Raw genomic sequence first — 15,585 nt, forward strand, 5'->3', positions numbered from 1 at the left:
CCTGTCAGCCCGCCTTGGCCTGGCCGTCACCGTAGAGCACGCGGGTGACCGACGCGTGGGTGACCCCGTGGTCGGCGAGGACCTCGGCGGGCAGGCCGGGGCGGGCGGTGAGCGCGAGCAGCAGGTGCTCGTCGCCGATGTGGCGGTGGCCACGGGCCATGGCGGCGCGCAGCGCGCCGGTCAGGACCTCCTTGGCCGACCGGTCGAAGGGGCGGTGCCCCCGCCACCGGCCGCGGGCCGGCTCCACGGACAGGGCGCCGGGGCCGTGCGTCTCCTCCACCCGGGCGACGATCTCCGGGACGTGAATGCCCAGTCCGGCGAGGGCGTCGGTCTCGGCCTGGGTGAGGCCGCCCCGCCGCCGGGCCCGTTCCAAGGCCTCCCGTACGGGCTCGCGGCGGTCGTCGAGCCCGAGGGCGGTCAGGGCGAAGGAGGCGCGGCTGCCCTCCCGGTCGAGCAGGGCGAGGAGCAGATGCTCCGGGCCGACGCGGGCCGCTCCCGTCCGTTCGCCGTGGGCGACGGCCTCCTTGACCACGTCCCGGGCGTCCTTGGTGAACCGCTCGAACATCAATGCCTCCCGTACTTCTTGTGCACGGCCTGCCTGCTGACCCCGAGCTCGGTGGCGATCTCCTGCCACGACCAGCCGTGGTTGCGCGCGTTGCGCACCTGCACGGCCTCCAGCTGTTCGAGCAGCTTGCGCAGCGCGGCGACGGCCCGCAGGCCGACCCGCGGATCGCGGTCGCCCGCCCGCTCGGCGAGATCCGTTGCCTCAGTCATGATGTCAACTTACGTTGACAAGACCCTGCTGTCAACCACAGTTGACAGGACTGCGGCCGGCCCGGAGCACCGGACCGGCCGCGGAGACGGGGAGACGCGCGTCAGGGGTTGGTGAGCACGATCTTCCCGAACAGCTCGCCGGACGCCATCCGCTCGAAGCCCTCACGGGCCCGGTCCAGGGGCAGCACCTCGTCGATGACGGGGCGCACCCCGGTCGCCGCACAGAAGGACAGCAGGTCCTCCAGCTCGTCCTTGGTGCCCATCGTCGAGCCCACGACCTTCAGCTCCAGGAAGAAGATGCGGGTCAGCTCGGCGTGCGAGGGCCGGTCGCCGCTGGTGGCGCCGGAGATCACCAGTGTGCCGCCGGGGCGCAGCGACTTCACCGAGTGGGACCAGGTGGCCGCGCCCACGGTCTCGATCACCGCGTCGACCCGCTGCGGCAGCCGCGCGCCGGGCTCCACGGCCTCCACGGCGCCCAGTTCCAGCGCCCGCTTGCGCTTGGCCTCGTCCCGGCTGGTGGCGAAGACCCGCAGCCCCGCCGCCTTGCCGAGGACGATCGCGGCGGTCGCGACCCCGCCGCCGGCGCCCTGCACCAGCACCGAGTCACCCGGGCGCACGCCGGCGTTGGTGAACAGCATCCGGTAGGCGGTCAGCCAGGCCGTGGGCAGACAGGCCGCCTCCTCGAAGGACAGCTCCTTCGGCTTGGGCAGGATGTTCCAGGTGGGCACGGAGACCTGCTCGGCGAAGGTGCCCTGGTAGCGCTCGGTCAGGATGGAGCGGGGCTCCCGGGGCCCCACGCCGTGACCGGTCTGGCCGATCACCGAGTGGAGGACGACCTCGTTGCCGTCCTCGTCGATCCCCGCTGCGTCACAGCCGAGGATCATCGGCAGCTTGTCCTCCGCGAGGCCGACGCCGCGCAGGGACCAGAGGTCGTGGTGGTTGAGGGAGGCGGCCTTGACCGTGACGGTGCTCCAGCCCGGCCGGGACTCGGGAGCGGGTCGCTCTCCCGACTCCAGTCCCGTGAGCGGCTGGTCGCGGTCGATTCGGGCGGCGTAGACAGCGAACATGACCTTGACGATAGGTTCCGCGCCCCGCCGAAGGAACCGTGTCCCCCTGTGACACACGCCCTCTTGCGCCGGGCCGGGCGGGCCCTCGGACAGGACCGTGCGGCCCCGGACATGCGTGAGCCCCGTCCACGGCGCGGACGGGGCCCTCACACCTGTGCGCTCAGCGCCGGGCGACGCCCTCCGCCCGGGCGGCGGCGGCCACGGCGGCCGTCACCGCGGGGGCGACCCGCTCGTCGAACGGGGACGGGATGACGTAGTCAGCGGCGAGGTCGTCGCCGACGACGGCGGCCAGCGCCTCGGCGGCGGCCAGCTTCATGCCCTCGGTGATCCGCGAGGCCCGCACCTGCAGCGCGCCCGCGAAGATGCCGGGGAACGCCAGCACGTTGTTGATCTGGTTCGGGAAGTCCGACCGGCCGGTGGCCACGACGGCCGCGTACTTGTGCGCGACCTCCGGGTGCACCTCCGGGGTCGGGTTGGCCATGGCGAAGACGAACGCGCCCTCCGCCATCGACGCCACCGCGGGCTCGGGGACCGTGCCGCCGGAGACGCCGATGAAGACGTCGGCGCCCGCCAGCGCGGACTCCAGCGTGCCGGAGATCCCGGCCTTGTTGGTGAACGACGCCAGCTCCGCCTTGATCGGCGTGAGGTCCTCGCGATCGCGCGAGACCACGCCCTTGCGGTCGGCCACCGCGACGTCCCCGATGCCGGCCTCGACCAGCATCTTGGCGATCGCGACACCCGCCGCGCCCGCACCGGAGATCACCGCCCGCAGCTCGCCCAGGGGACGCCCGCTGAGCCGCGCCGCGTTCCGCAGCGCCGCCAGCGTCACGACCGCAGTGCCGTGCTGGTCGTCGTGGAAGACCGGGATGTCCAGGCGCTCCTGGAGCCGCCGCTCGATCTCGAAGCACCGCGGCGCCGAGATGTCCTCGAGGTTCACCCCGCCGAAGGAGGGGGCGAGCCGGACCACGGTCTCGACGATCTCGTCGACGTCGGTGCAGCCCAGGGCGAGGGGGACCGCGTCCACGCCGCCGAACTGCTTGAAGAGGATGGCCTTGCCCTCCATCACCGGGAGGGAGGCCTCGGGGCCGATGTCACCGAGCCCCAGCACGGCCGTGCCGTCGGTCACGACGGCGACGACCGAGGACTTCCACGTGTAGTCGTGGACCAGCTCCGGCTGCTCGGCGATCGCGCTGCACACCTTCGCGACGCCGGGCGTGTACGCCAGGGACAGGTCGTCCTTGTCACGGACCGGCACGGTGGCCTGCACGGCCATCTTGCCGCCGCGGTGCAGCGCGAACGCCGGGTCGAAGGACTCCAGGGGCTCTGCCCCGCCGTCCCGCTCGGAAGCGTCCCGGTTCTCGCTGTCGCTGCGAGGATTGACAATCTCCGCTGCCACTTGGTTTTACCCCTTAAGTGTTCATTGTTTGAGGGTTGCCACTCCTGGTGAGGGGTGGGCGGGACCGCGCCAGGCCCGGAGGGGTTGATGCGTACGGGCCGAACACGACGGGCGCGCCGCACACGCGCCCTGAGCCCCGGATGAGGGGTGTAAAGAACCTTCTTACCGGACGGACGCGGTCGGCGACGAGTCCATAACGCGAAGGTCACATGCCGACGCCATGAAGCATCGTCCGATATCAGGACAAGACCTGGACGAAGTCCCAGCAAGCCCGCAAGTACCCCGCCGGCTCGGCGGGTCGCCCGCGCAACAGGCATCTCGGTGAAGATCTTGCGGCCGGAATGATGGATTCCCGAAGAGTCTGCGGTCGCGTTGTACCCAAGTGGCCGGGTTCGAGGACCCGCCGTTATCCGATTTTGACATCGTGAGCCCCCTGAACGGTCCAATCCGAATGGCAAGATGCGGTAATCACACGAGGTCGCGGCACTCGAAGGTGTGTGCTCCCGTCGACCCCGCGGCGATGCCGACAGGCAGTCGCCGGCCCCATCGGCAACTCCACCCATCCGCCGGAGGAACCCACCATGACCGCAAGCACCACCCGTCGTACCACCGCCGCGCGCTCACGGATTGCAGCGGTCGGCGCGATCGCGGTCGCAGGCGCACTGCTTCTCACCGGCTGCGGTGACCAGACCGAGAGCGGCGGCGGCTCGGACTCGGGCTCCGGCTCGGGCAAGTCCAACTCCGCCCCGCTCTTCGACAAGCTGCCCAAGGAAATCCAGGACGCCGGCGTCCTGAAGGCGGGCACCAACGCCGAGTACGCCCCGATGGAGTTCCAGGAGGGCGGCAAGATCGTCGGTGTCGACCCCGACATCGCCGCCGCGCTGGGCGAGAAGCTGGGTGTCAAGGTCGAATTCACCTCCGGCAACTTCGACGGTCTGATCACCGCGCTGAACTCGGGCCGCTACGACATCGCGATGTCGTCCATCACGGACAACAAGCAGCGTCAGGAGGGCCTGGACGACAAGGGCAAGAAGCTCGGTCCGGGCGTCGACTTCGTCGACTACTTCGTGGCCGGCACCGCCGTGTACGTCCAGAAGGGCAACCCGAAGGGGATCAACTCCATCGAGGACCTCTGCGGCCAGCCGGCCGCCGTGCAGCGCGGCACCACCTACGAGAAGGCGCTGCAGGACCAGTCCAAGAAGTGCACGGCCGCCGGCAAGAAGGCCGTCAAGATCCAGTCGTTCGAGAACGACACCGAGGCCCAGACCCGTGTGAAGTCCGGCGGCGCGGTGGCCGGTGTCAACGACTACCCGGTCGCGGTCGACCTGGTCCGCAAGGCCGACAACGGCAACGCCTTCGAGATCGTCGGCGAGCAGGTGGACGCCGGTCCGTTCGGCATCGCCGTCAACAAGGACAACAAGCAGCTCACGGAGGCCCTGGAGGCCGCCGTCAACGCCATCATCGAGGACGGTACGTACCAGAAGATCCTCGCGAAGTGGGGCGCCGAGACCGGCGCCATCGACAAGGCCGTGGTCAACGGCGGCAAGTGACGGTCCCGGGCACGACTGAAGGGCAGTCACAGTGACCGACAAACTCGACAAGGGGACGGACGACGCCCGACCGGCGGCCACCGTCTCCAAGGACGACGGACCCGCCCCCGTGGCGCCCGCGGTGATCAAGGCCATCCCGGTCCGTCACTACGGCCGCTGGGTCAGCGCCGTCGTCGTGCTGGCCCTGGTGGGCCTGCTGATCAACGCCTTCGCCACCGCTGAGAAGATCCAGTGGCAGGCCGTCGGCGACTACGTCTTCGACAGCACCGTGCTGGCCGGCGCCGGCCGCACCCTGCTGATCAGCGTCCTGGCCATGGTCATGGGCGTGGTCCTCGGCGTGATCCTCGCCGTGATGCGGCTGTCGAAGAACCCGGTGACCAGCTGGGTCGCCTGGGTGTACATCTGGTTCTTCCGCGGCACCCCGGTCTATGTGCAGCTGCTGCTGTGGTTCAACCTGGCGCTGATCTTCCCGATGCTGAACCTCGGCCCGCTGTACAAGGACGAGATGGTCGACGTCATGACGCCGTTCATGGCGGCCCTGCTGGGTCTCGGCCTGAACGAGGCGGCGTACATGGCGGAGATCTGCCGTGCCGGCCTCCAGTCCGTCGACGACGGCCAGACCGAGGCGGCGCACGCGCTCGGCATGAGCCACGGCAAGACGCTGCGGCGCATCGTGATCCCGCAGGCGATGCGGGTGATCGTGCCGCCGACCGGCAACGAGTTCCTCAACATGCTGAAGACCTCGTCGCTGGTGTACGCGGTGACCTACAACGAACTGCTGCGCGCCACCTCCACGATCGGCTCCACGTCGTACGCCGTGATGGAGATGCTGTTCGTGGCGTGCATCTGGTACCTGGTCATCACCAGCGTGTTCAGCGTCGGCCAGTACTACCTGGAGCGCCGTTTCGCGCGCGGCTCGTCCCGGAACCTGCCCGCGACCCCGTGGCAGAAGATCAAGGCCAACATGATGGCCTTCAGCCGCGAGAGGAGCAGCACGGTATGACCGCCATGGTGAAGGCCGAGGGCGTCCACAAGTCCTTCGGCGGTGTGCAGGTCCTCAAGGGCATCGACCTGGAGGTCAAGAAGGGTGAGGTGTTCTGCCTCATCGGCCCCTCCGGCTCGGGCAAGTCGACCTTCCTGCGGTGCATCAACCACCTGGAGAAGATCAACGCCGGCCGGCTCTACGTCGACGGCGAGCTGGTGGGCTACCGCCAGAAGGGCGACAAGCTCTACGAGCTGAAGGACAGCGAGGTCGCCCAGCAGCGCCGGGACATCGGCATGGTCTTCCAGCGCTTCAACCTGTTCCCGCACATGACGGCCGTCGAGAACGTCATGGAGGCGCCGGTCCAGGTCAAGGGCGTCAGCCGGTCCGCGGCCCGGCAGCGGGCACTGGAGCTGCTGGACCGGGTGGGCCTCGGCGACAAGGCCGGGAACTACCCCTCCCAGCTCTCCGGCGGCCAGCAGCAGCGGGTGGCGATCGCCCGTGCGCTCGCCATGGACCCCAAGCTGATGCTGTTCGACGAGCCGACCTCGGCGCTCGACCCGGAGCTGGTCGGTGACGTCCTCGACGTCATGCGCGACCTGGCCGAGTCGGGCATGACGATGATCGTCGTCACCCACGAGATGGGCTTCGCCCGCGAGGTGGGCGACAGCCTGGTGTTCATGGACGGCGGTGTGGTGGTCGAGTCCGGCCACCCCAGGGACGTGCTGACCGACCCGCAGCACGAGCGCACCAAGTCGTTCCTGTCCAAGGTCCTCTGACCTCGGCGCCGGCACGGCGAAGGGGCGGTACGGATTCCTCCGTACCGCCCCTTCCGTCTGCTCCGGGCCCGCTACTTCAGCGCCAGCAGCAGGGTGTCCGACGGCGAGCACCACACCGGGCGGGCCTCCGTGAAGCCCGCCTCGCGCAGGACGCGCGCGTGCCACGCAGGGGACGGCGTGTCGCCGTCGGCGTGCTCGCCGTAGATCTCGAAGCGGCGGGCGGTGGGGCCGGCGAGGACGGGGTCCTTCGCGGCGAGCTGCCACCACTGGGCCCAGTCGAGGGCGCCCTGCTCCTTGGCCCGCTCCATGCGGGCGTGACGCTGGGCGCGCTCGGCCGCGTTGATCCGGGGGGTGGTCTCGTCGATCATGTGGTCGGCGTTCATGAAGACGCCGCCGTCGCGGACCAGGCCCGCGAGGTGCCCGTAGAGGTCCGCGAGGGGTTCCCGGTGCAGCCAGTGCAGGGCCGTCGCGGTGAGCACGGCGTCGTAGGAGTCGTGCGGGAGCTGCGTGGCCCAGCCGGGGTCCTTCAGGTCGGCGGTGACGAAGGTGACCCGCTCGTCGCCCGCGAAGGTGCCCTCGGCGATGGCGAGCAGCGCCGGGTCCAGGTCGACACCGGTGCTGGTGGCTTCGGGGAAGCGGTCGAGCAGCCGGGCGGTGATGGTGCCGGTGCCGCAGGCCAGGTCGAGGACGCGCGGGGCAGTGCCGACGAGGGCCTCCACCATGTCGAGCATGACCCGGAAGCGTTCCTCCCGGTCGGGCATGTACCACTCCTGCTGCCGGTCCCAGCTCTCCTGCCAGGCCTGCCAGTCGGTGCCGGCCGTGGTGGTCTGCGAGTCCGTCATGGCCCCTCCCTCGCGGTGCACTCCGTAATACCCTGGACGCACGATCGTCTGTTACCCGACCGCACGCACGACCATAGAGCCCCTGCGTAAGGACTACAAGTGGAACTGGCCTATTACTCGGATTACGCCGTACGTCTTGTGAACACCGAGGAGCCGGTCCGGGGCACGGACACACTCACCTCGGTCGAGGCGGTGCGCGACCTGTTCGGCGGCAACCGGTCGGCCGCCCGGCGGGCCACCGAGGCGGACGTGACGCGGTTCCGCTCGGTCCGGGCCAGGCTGCGGTCGGTCTTCGAGGCGGCGGACGAGGGCGACGAGACCCTCGCCGTCGACCTGCTGAACTCCCTGCTGCTGGAGTTCCCGGTGAGCCCGCAGATCTCCGGCCACGACTTCCGCGACGACGACGGCCGCCCGCTGTGGCACATGCACCTGGCCGACCACCCGTCCAACGCGACCGCCGGGTACGCCGCGACCGCCGCGATGGGCCTGGCCTTCCACCTCACCGAGTACGGCGTCGACCGCCTAGGCCTGTGCGAGGCGGCCCCCTGCCGCAACGCCTACCTGGACACCTCGACCAACCGCTCCCGGCGCTACTGCTCGGACCGCTGCGCCACCCGTGCGAACGTCGCCGCCTACCGCGCCCGCAAGCGCCTGGAGGCGGACCGGTCGGAGAGCACAGGACGGGCCGACGTCAGCAGCCAGCCCAGCAGCGCCAGCGGCGACCGCCGGGCCGCGGAGCGCGGCCGGTAGCGGAAGCGCACCCGGCCCAGCACCAGCTCGTCGGGGACGACGCCGTAGTCGGTGCTGTCGCCGCCCGCGTACGCGTTGTCCCCGAGCACCCACCAGCCGCCGTCGCGCCGCTCGGCCGCCCGCTTGACGACCAGCAGGTCCTGCTGGAACGGATGGCGCAGCACGATCACGTCGCCGCGTTTGATCCGCGTCCCGTAGTGGACCAGGAGCCGGTCACCGTGGTGCAGCGTGGGCACCATCGACGGCCCGGTCACCTCGGCCACCCCGAAGGGCAGCGGCGCCCTCACCCGCTCGGCGTCCTGCGACAGCTCCGGCATCTCCCGGCACCTCCCCGGCTCTTCCTCCACCAGTCTCAGTCTGACCCCGGACTTTTGTCCTAAGCCCACGGGGGCACTCGCGAAAACCCGTCCGTCACGGAGTAATGTCCCCTGTGAGAAGACGATCACGAGGAAGGAAACGCTTCATGCTTTCCCGCCTGTTTGCCCCCAGGGTCAAGGTCAGCGCCCACTGCGACCTGCCCTGCGGTGTGTACGACCCGGCCCAGGCCCGCATCGAGGCGGAGTCGGTCAAGGCTGTCCAGGAGAAGATGGCCGGCAACGACGACCCGCACTTCCAGGCCCGCGCCACGGTCATCAAGGAGCAGCGCGCCGAGCTGGCGAAGCACCACGTCTCCGTGCTGTGGAGCGACTACTTCAAGCCGCCGCACTTCGAGAAGTACCCGGAGCTGCACCAGCTGGTCAACGACACCCTGAAGGCCCTCTCGGCCGCCAAGGCGTCGACCGACCCGGCCACCGGCCAGAAGGCGCTGGACTACATCGCCCAGATCGACAAGATCTTCTGGGAGACCAAGAAGGCCTGACCCGGCCTCGCCGCTCCTCGCGGCCGGCGATCGGTGCACCATCGCAGGTCCTGGAGCTCTTCCCGGAGGGGGCCCGTCGCTTCACGCGGCGGGTCCCCTCCGGTGTTTCCCGGCGCCGCCCGCGGGGCCCGTGGGATGCTGGGCGTATGGAGCTGGAGGATCTGGTCCGGCTGCGGCGGGCCCGGGACCGGATGGACCGGGAGTACGCCGAGCCGCTCGACGTCGCGGAGCTGGCGCGGACGGCGCTGATGTCGCCCGGCCACTTCCAGCGCAGCTTCCGGGCCGCGTACGGGCAGACGCCGTACGCGTATCTGATGACGCGGCGGATCGAGCGCGCCAAGGCGCTGCTGCGCAAGGGAGACCTCTCGGTGACCGAGGTGTGCCTTGCGGTCGGCTGCACCTCGCTCGGGTCGTTCAGTTCGCGCTTCACCGAACTGGTCGGGGAGACGCCGAGCGCCTATCGCGCCCGTTCGCACGAGGCGAGCGCGGTCATCCCGCCGTGTGTCGTGCGGACGTACGCCCGGCCGGTCCGGGTCCGGCGGCGGGTCGACCCGAGCGGGAACTTCTAGCGGGAGCGGAGCCTCTGGCGTGGACGGCGGGAACGGGAACGGTATGGACAGGGCGACGGACGTGCGGCTCGCCCAGTGCTTCATCGCGGTCGACGACCACGACAAGGCACTGGCCTTCTACTGCGACGTACTGGGCTTCGAGGTGCGCAACGACGTGGGGTACGAGGGGATGCGCTGGGTGACCGTCGCCTCCCCCGAGCAGGACGTCGAGATCGTCCTGGAGCCGCCGGCCGCGAGCCCGGACATCTCCCCCGCCGACAAGCAGACGATGGCCGAGCTGCTCGCCAAGGGCGTGCTGCGCGGGGTCAACTTCACCACCACCGACTGCGACGCCCTCTTCGAGCGGGTGCGCGCCGCGGGCGTCGACGTGCTCCAGGAGCCGGTGGACCAGCCGTACGGGATGCGGGACTGCGCGTTCCGCGACCCGGCGGGGAACATGGTGCGCTTCCTGGAACGCCCTGCTGACTGAACCCCCGCCGGGCGCCGGCCCGTTCAGCGCTGCCTGCGGTACGTCCGCACCGGCGTTCCGTTGCCGAAGGCACGGTGGGACCGCGGCGTGAACGGCGCGATCGAGAAGCCGGCGGCACCCCGCGGGGTGAGGGGCGTCGGGTCAGCCCCGCGCGCCGGCCGCGCGGGGTTCCCGCCACATCGGGTGCATGAGCGGGCCGTCGGGGAGGCGCAGGGGCTCGCCGGTGAGCTCGAAACCGAGGCGGCGGTACAGCCGGGCGCTGCGCTCGCTGCTCGCCTCCAGGTACGCGGCGCGGCCCTCGCGGTCGCAGCGGTCGAGGACGGAGCCGATCAGCGCGGTGCCGAGCCCCTCGCCCTGCCGGCCGGGTGCCACGCCGATCATCCACAGGTACTCGTGGGCGCGGCCCTGGGGGTGGATGCCCGCGGTGAGCCGGCCGATCATCTCCACCCTCTCGTTGTCCGGGTCGACGGCGCGGCGCAGTTCGGCGAACTCGTCCTCGCCCCCGGCCGCTCCGCCGTGGCCGGGGTCCTCCGCCGGGACGGACATCCACAGGGCGCACGCCGAGCCGTCCTCGACGAGGTCGACGCGGCCGTCGGCGAGGGTGGCGTCGGTGAAGGCGGCCATGAGCCGGTGGTGGGTCGCACGCCGGTACGCCGCGCCGGGGAACACCCAGCTGCTGACCGGATCGTCCTGGAACGCCTCGTCCAGCAGCCGGACCACCAGCTCCCGGTCGTCCTCGCCGGCCGTCCGGATCGCCACGCCCATGTCCGCCCCTTCGCCTCAACCGTCGCTGTCGGTACGGGGGTTGAGACTATCCGGGTCGGCCGGGGAAACAGGGGGCGGGCCCCGCACACCGTGGGGAAGTGCGGGACCCGCCGGTCCGAGGCCACGGAAGCCGTACGGGTCAGGGTCCGCACGGCGGCACGTGGCCCCGGGGTCGGGGAACGGCCGGCTCCGTCCCGTCAGGTGGTGCGCCGGGTGACGAACTCGGCGAGCGCCAGCAGCCCTCCCGCCGCCTCCGGGTCCGGCACCGCGCGGGCCACCTCCTGCATCGCGCGGGCCATCCGGTCCGCCGCCTGGGCCTGCGCCCAGTCGCGGCCGCCGGCCCGCTCCACGAGACGGGTGAGCTCCTCCACCTCCTCCTTGCGGTGCGGGGCGGCGTACGCGGCGGCGAGGTCCGCGGCCTCCGGGGTGCCGGAGGTGAGCGCGGCGACGACCGGCAGCGATTTCTTGCGGGCGGCGAGGTCCGCCCCGGCCGGTTTGCCGGTGCGGCGTGGGTCGCCCCAGGTGCCGATGACGTCGTCGATGAGCTGGAACGCCAGCCCGGCCTCCCGGCCGAAGGCGTCCATCGCCGCCACCTCCGCGTCCCCCGCGTCCGCGTACAGCGCACCGAGGGCGCAGGCGCAGCCGAGCAGGGCCCCGGTCTTCGCCTCCGCCATGGCGAGGGTCTCCGCCAGGGTGACCTCGTCGGGTGGGCGGCGCTCCATGGCCGTGTCCGCGTGCTGCCCGGCGCACAGCTCGACCACGCACTGGGCGAGCCGGGCGGCGGCGGCCGGGGCGGCCGGGTGGGGGTCCTCGGCGAGCAGCCGCAGGGCGAGCGCCTGGAGGGCGTCCCCCACGAGGATCGCGTCGGCGTCCCCGAACACCGTCCACACCGTGGGGCGGTGGCGGCGGGTGGTGTCCCGGTCCATCACGTCGTCGTGGACGAGCGTGAAGTTGTGCACCAGCTCCACCGCGGCCGCCGCCCGCACGGCCGCCGTCCGTGCCGAGGAGCCTCCCAGGGCGGAGGCCGCCGCGAGCACCAGGGCGGGCCGGAGCGCCTTCCCCGAACCGCCGGCGGCGGGGGTGCCGTCCGCGTTCTGCCAGCCGAAGTGGTAGAGCGCGACGCGGCGCAGCGGCGCGGGCAGGGACCCGAGGGCCGTGCGCAGCACCGGGTCGACGGCGGTGCGGGTCCGCTCCAGCAGGGCGGCCGCCTCGTGCCCGTCCGCGGGGTGCGGCTCCGGCCCGGACCGGCTGTCGGGCGCGGTGCGTGCCGTGCGCTGCTCCGGGCGGCCCGTGGTCGGCCGGGCCATGGACTCCGTCATCGACTTCCCCCTGGAACCGACTCGGTGGAGGCACGGAGGGACGGTGCTTCCGCACCCGTCGAGCACGTTCCCCTCAGGTGTACCCGCCCGGGCGTGCGGGGACACGGCACGCGCGGCGGGAGCCCGCGGACGGTCACCGCCACCGGCCGATCTCGACGTTCTCCAGGACGCCCAGCGCGTCCGGGACCAGCACCGCTGCCGAGTAGTAGGCCGTGACCAGGTACTTGATGATGGCCTGTTCGTTGATGCCCATGAACCGCACCGACAGGCTCGGCTCGATCTCGTCGGGGATGCCGGCCGCGCGGAGGCCGATGACGCCCTGGTCCTCCTCGCCGGTGCGCAGGGCGATGATGGAGGTGGTGCGTGCCTCGGTCACCGGAATCTTGTTGCACGGGTAGATGGGCACGCCCCGCCAGGTGGGGATGCGGTTGCCGCCGACATCGATGGTCTCCGGGACCAGTCCCCGCTTGTTGAGCTCGCGGCCGAACGCGGCGATGGCTCGCGGGTGGGCGAGCAGCAGCCGGGTGCCGCGGCGCCTGCTGAGCAGCTCGTCCATGTCGTCGGGGCCGGGCACCCCGTCGTGCGGCTGGATCCGCTGGTCGTACTCGCAGTTGTGGAGCAGGCCGAAGTCGCGGTTGTTGATCAGCTCGTGCTCCTGGCGCTCCTTCAGCGCCTCCACGGTCAGCCGCAGCTGCTGCTCCGTCTGGTTCATCGGCTGGTTGTAGAGGTCGGCCACGCGTGTGTGGATGCGCAGCACGGTCTGGGCGACGCTCAGTTCGTACTCGCGGGGCCGGGCCTCGTAGTCGACGAAGGTGTGCGGGATGTCCGGCTCGCCGCTGTGGCCGGCCGCGAGGTCGATCTCCTTCTCGCCGTACTTGTTGGTGCGCTGCTGCGGGATGTCGGCCCGCCGGCGCAGGTGCTCGCGCAGGGTCTCGGACCGCTCGGCGACCTGGTCGACCGCGTCGCGGGGCAGCACCAGGACCGTGCACGCGGTGAGGGTGCGGGCCGTGTACTCCCAGATGGCGTCGTCGTCCTGGAGGGCCTGCTCGCCGAAGTACGCGCCGTCGGCGAGCACCCCGAGGGACTCGTCCTGCCCGTAGGGGCCGGTGCCGACGCGCTCCACGCGGCCGTGCGCCAGCAGGTACACCTCGTCGGCCGGGCTGCCGAAGGAGGCGACGACCTGGCCGGCCTCGATCTCCCGCTGCCGGCACCGGGAGGCCAGCTCGGCGAGCACCTCCTCGTCCTCGTAGTCGCGGAGCACGGGCAGTTCGCCCAGCTCGGCGGGGATGATCTCCACCCGGTCGCCCGTCTTCACGAAGGTCAGCCGGCCGTCGCCCACGGCGTAGGTGAGCCGCCGGTTGACCCGGTACGTGCCGCCCTGCACGTCGACCCAGGGCAGCATCCGCAGCAGCCAGCGCGAGCTGATCTCCTGCATCTGCGGCACGGACTTGGTCGTGGTGGCCAGGTTCCGCGCCGCCGCCGTACCGAGGCTCTGCTGCTGCCTGGTCTGCTCCGTGCGGACCTCTTCGCCTACCGACATTGAGAATTGCCCTCCCCAGTAGATCCACGCCCGGCCGTGCCGGGCGTCGTGGTGCGTGATCAAGCGTTCCTCACGCGCCGTGCCCGCGCCATTACACGATCGAGCGGGGTTGGATCTTGGCGAGCCTGGGCAGACTGGCCGGCCGGCCGACGGCGGTGACGGCGGCCGGGCGGAAGGAACTGTCCGGATCGGCTCGCACAGCTGACGGACGAGTACTTGAAAGGCCGACTTTCGGCTATAGGCCCTGTACCAGACGGCCGCGCCCGGCGGCCGTCGTCCGGTGCGAAGGAGGGCGGCATGGCCCCACCCATGTCCGCGAGCGCGTTCCTGCGCGCTCTCAGGGCGGAGGGTCTCACGGTCGTCGAGGTCGGCGACTGGCGTGACCACAACCGCAACCACAAGGGCCCCTGGGGGCCGGTGCACGGGGTGATGATCCATCACACCGTGACCAAGGGCAGCAAGGCGACGGTCGACATCTGCCGCAAGGGCTACTCGGGTCTGCCGGGGCCGCTGTGCCACGGCGTGATCACCAAGGACGGCCGGGTGCACCTCGTCGGCTACGGCCGCGCCAACCACGCGGGGCTCGGCGACGACGACGTGCTGCGGGCGGTGATCGCCGAGAAGAAGACGTTCCCGCCGGACAACGAGGCCAACACCGACGGCAACCGGCACTTCTACGGCTTCGAGTGCGAGAACCTCGGCGACGGGAAGGACCCGTGGCCGGCGGCGCAGCTGGAGGCGATCGAGAAGGCCGCGGCGGCGGTCTGCCGCTACCACGGCTGGAACGAGCAGTCGGTGATCGGCCACCTGGAGTGGCAGCCGGGCAAGGTGGACCCCCGCGGGTTCACCATGGCGTCGATGCGCAAACGGATCCGCGACCGTCTGAAGTGACCCGGGCGACGCGACCGTCCGACGTGACCGGCACCGGGCGCTCGTCGCCGGTGTTCCGCCCTCGTGACACCCCCCACGCGGAACACCGGCACCCGCGCCTGTCCCCACGTCGGGCGACAATGGCCCGCATGACCAGCTCCGACGTACTCGCCGGCCTGCGCCCGCGGCTCCCCTCGCCGCTGCAGGAGGCCGTCGACGCGCGGTTCGAGCGGCACGGGGTGCGGCTGCTGCTGAAGCGGGACGACCTCGTCCACCCCGAGCTGGTCGGCAACAAGTGGCGCAAGCTCGCCCCGAACCTGGCGGCGGCCGGCGGGCGGACGGTTCTCACGTTCGGCGGGGCGTACTCCAGCCATCTGCGGGCCACGGCCGCCGCCGGCCGGCTGCTCGGGCTGCGCACGGTGGGCGTGGTGCGCGGCGAGGAGCTGGCGGACCGGCCGCTCAATCCGTCGCTGGCGCGCTGTGCGGCCGACGGCATGCGGCTGTGTTTCGTGGCGCGCTCGGTGTACCGCCGCAAGGCCGATCCGGACACCCTCGCGGAGGTGCTGCGCGCCGCGGACGCGGAGGACGCCTACGTCGTGCCCGAGGGCGGCAGCAACGCCGCCGCGGTGCGCGGGTGCGTGGAACTCGGCCGGGAGCTGGCGGGTGCGGCGGACGTGGCCGCGGTGGCCTGCGGCACGGGCGGCACGCTCGCGGGACTGGCCGCCGGGCTCGCCGGGAGCGCCCGCACACTCGGCATACCGGTGCTCAGGGGCGGCTTCCTCACGGCGGAGATACGGGCCCTGCAGACGGAGGCCTTCGGCGGGCCGCGCGGGCAGTGGAGCCTGGACGAGCGGTTCCACCACGGCGGCTACGCGCGCGTGCCGGAGGACCTGGAGACGTTCGCCGTGGACTTCGAACAGCGTCACGGCGTCCCCCTGGAACGTATCTATGTCGCCAAGTTGCTTCGTGCCCTTGTCACCCTGGCCGGTGAGGGCGCCTTCCCGCGCGGCAGCACGGTCGCCGCGGTGATCACGGGGCGGCCGTTCCCGTGAAC

The 15,585-nt window shown here is 71.6% G+C and carries 18 protein-coding genes; 9 read left to right on the top strand and 9 right to left on the bottom strand.

All coding sequences use genetic code 11. From position 1 onward, the window contains the following. Nucleotides 1-4 precede the first annotated feature (4 nt). The 4 genes from ELQ39_RS09780 to ELQ39_RS09795 form a co-directional block, all read right to left on the bottom strand. A complete protein-coding gene (locus ELQ39_RS09780) occupies nt 5-565 on the bottom strand; it encodes a Clp protease N-terminal domain-containing protein (protein WP_242591673.1) in 561 nt (186 codons plus the stop codon). Continuing rightward, on the bottom strand, nt 565-774 hold the full coding sequence (locus tag ELQ39_RS09785) for an HTH domain-containing protein (RefSeq protein ID WP_028959309.1): 210 nt from the start codon (nt 772-774) through the stop codon (nt 565-567). The genes ELQ39_RS09780 and ELQ39_RS09785 overlap by 1 nt, the downstream gene beginning before the upstream one ends. 101 nt (nt 775-875) lie before the next feature. Continuing rightward, complete coding sequence (locus ELQ39_RS09790; RefSeq protein ID WP_114874782.1) at nt 876-1,841, bottom strand: zinc-binding dehydrogenase; 966 nt, start codon at nt 1,839-1,841, stop codon at nt 876-878. Nucleotides 1,842-2,001: 160 nt separating this feature from the next. Continuing rightward, entirely contained in the window at nt 2,002-3,237 is a 1,236-nt protein-coding gene (locus tag ELQ39_RS09795) for an NAD(P)-dependent malic enzyme (RefSeq protein ID WP_242591674.1), read from the bottom strand. A 581-nt stretch (nt 3,238-3,818) separates the two neighbouring features. Here ELQ39_RS09795 and ELQ39_RS09800 point away from each other — a divergent pair. From ELQ39_RS09800 to ELQ39_RS09810, 3 genes are read left to right on the top strand one after another with little or no spacing between them, the layout of a single operon-like run. Next, a complete protein-coding gene (locus ELQ39_RS09800) occupies nt 3,819-4,787 on the top strand; it encodes an ABC transporter substrate-binding protein (RefSeq protein WP_190002561.1) in 969 nt (322 codons plus the stop codon). 31 nt (nt 4,788-4,818) lie between these two features. Further along, nucleotides 4,819-5,790: an amino acid ABC transporter permease gene (locus tag ELQ39_RS09805; RefSeq protein ID WP_190002560.1), complete on the top strand. Its 972-nt coding sequence runs from the start codon at nt 4,819-4,821 to the stop codon at nt 5,788-5,790. Then, nucleotides 5,787-6,548, top strand: a complete 762-nt coding sequence (locus tag ELQ39_RS09810) for an amino acid ABC transporter ATP-binding protein (protein ID WP_277994660.1) — start codon at nt 5,787-5,789, stop codon at nt 6,546-6,548. Before ELQ39_RS09805 ends, ELQ39_RS09810 begins: the two co-directional genes overlap by 4 nt. A gap of 71 nt (nt 6,549-6,619) precedes the next feature. Here ELQ39_RS09810 and ELQ39_RS09815 read toward each other — a convergent pair whose 3' ends face one another. Then, nucleotides 6,620-7,390, bottom strand: coding sequence for a class I SAM-dependent methyltransferase (locus ELQ39_RS09815; protein WP_190002559.1), 771 nt, complete (start codon nt 7,388-7,390; stop codon nt 6,620-6,622). Between the two features lie 99 nt (nt 7,391-7,489). Between ELQ39_RS09815 and ELQ39_RS09820 the strand changes: the two genes are divergently transcribed. Next, entirely contained in the window at nt 7,490-8,140 is a 651-nt protein-coding gene (locus tag ELQ39_RS09820) for a CGNR zinc finger domain-containing protein (protein ID WP_190002558.1), read from the top strand. Here the strand turns inward: ELQ39_RS09820 and sodX are convergent. Further along, the gene (gene sodX, locus ELQ39_RS09825) at nt 8,023-8,457 is read right to left on the bottom strand and encodes a nickel-type superoxide dismutase maturation protease (RefSeq protein WP_190002557.1); all 435 of its coding nucleotides are present in this window, start codon (nt 8,455-8,457) and stop codon (nt 8,023-8,025) included. The two genes, ELQ39_RS09820 and sodX, sit on opposite strands and share 118 nt — an antisense overlap. Before the next feature lie 146 nt (nt 8,458-8,603). Here sodX and sodN point away from each other — a divergent pair, with 146 nt between their 5' ends. The 3 genes from sodN to ELQ39_RS09840 all read left to right on the top strand — a co-directional run bounded on the left by sodN (nt 8,604) and on the right by ELQ39_RS09840 (nt 10,037). Further along, nucleotides 8,604-8,999 (top strand): superoxide dismutase, Ni, encoded by a 396-nt coding sequence (sodN, locus tag ELQ39_RS09830; protein ID WP_006136256.1) that lies wholly within the window; start codon nt 8,604-8,606, stop codon nt 8,997-8,999. A gap of 146 nt (nt 9,000-9,145) precedes the next feature. After that, the gene (locus ELQ39_RS09835; RefSeq protein ID WP_190002556.1) at nt 9,146-9,568 is read left to right on the top strand and encodes a helix-turn-helix domain-containing protein; all 423 of its coding nucleotides are present in this window, start codon (nt 9,146-9,148) and stop codon (nt 9,566-9,568) included. Between the two features lie 43 nt (nt 9,569-9,611). Continuing rightward, on the top strand, nt 9,612-10,037 hold the full coding sequence (locus tag ELQ39_RS09840; protein ID WP_242591675.1) for a VOC family protein: 426 nt from the start codon (nt 9,612-9,614) through the stop codon (nt 10,035-10,037). Nucleotides 10,038-10,178: 141 nt separating this feature from the next. Here the strand turns inward: ELQ39_RS09840 and ELQ39_RS09845 are convergent, their stop codons facing one another. The 3 genes from ELQ39_RS09845 to ELQ39_RS09855 all read right to left on the bottom strand — a co-directional run bounded on the left by ELQ39_RS09845 (nt 10,179) and on the right by ELQ39_RS09855 (nt 13,661). Then, on the bottom strand, nt 10,179-10,802 hold the full coding sequence (locus ELQ39_RS09845) for a GNAT family N-acetyltransferase (protein ID WP_242591676.1): 624 nt from the start codon (nt 10,800-10,802) through the stop codon (nt 10,179-10,181). Nucleotides 10,803-10,999: 197 nt separating this feature from the next. Then, nucleotides 11,000-12,121, bottom strand: a complete 1,122-nt coding sequence (locus tag ELQ39_RS09850) for a family 2 encapsulin nanocompartment cargo protein polyprenyl transferase (protein ID WP_242591677.1) — start codon at nt 12,119-12,121, stop codon at nt 11,000-11,002. Between the two features lie 133 nt (nt 12,122-12,254). Then, nucleotides 12,255-13,661: a family 2B encapsulin nanocompartment shell protein gene (locus ELQ39_RS09855; RefSeq protein WP_225640678.1), complete on the bottom strand. Its 1,407-nt coding sequence runs from the start codon at nt 13,659-13,661 to the stop codon at nt 12,255-12,257. A 309-nt stretch (nt 13,662-13,970) separates the two neighbouring features. Here ELQ39_RS09855 and ELQ39_RS09860 point away from each other — a divergent pair, with 309 nt between their 5' ends. After that, nucleotides 13,971-14,552, top strand: coding sequence for an N-acetylmuramoyl-L-alanine amidase (locus ELQ39_RS09860; protein WP_225628304.1), 582 nt, complete (start codon nt 13,971-13,973; stop codon nt 14,550-14,552). Between the two features lie 128 nt (nt 14,553-14,680). Then, the gene (locus ELQ39_RS09865) at nt 14,681-15,583 is read left to right on the top strand and encodes a 1-aminocyclopropane-1-carboxylate deaminase/D-cysteine desulfhydrase (protein WP_242591678.1); all 903 of its coding nucleotides are present in this window, start codon (nt 14,681-14,683) and stop codon (nt 15,581-15,583) included. Nucleotides 15,584-15,585: the final 2 nt, after the last annotated feature.

The sequence above is a fragment of the Streptomyces sp. GB4-14 genome (assembly GCF_022696125.1).
GTDB lineage: Bacteria > Actinomycetota > Actinomycetes > Streptomycetales > Streptomycetaceae > Streptomyces > Streptomyces werraensis.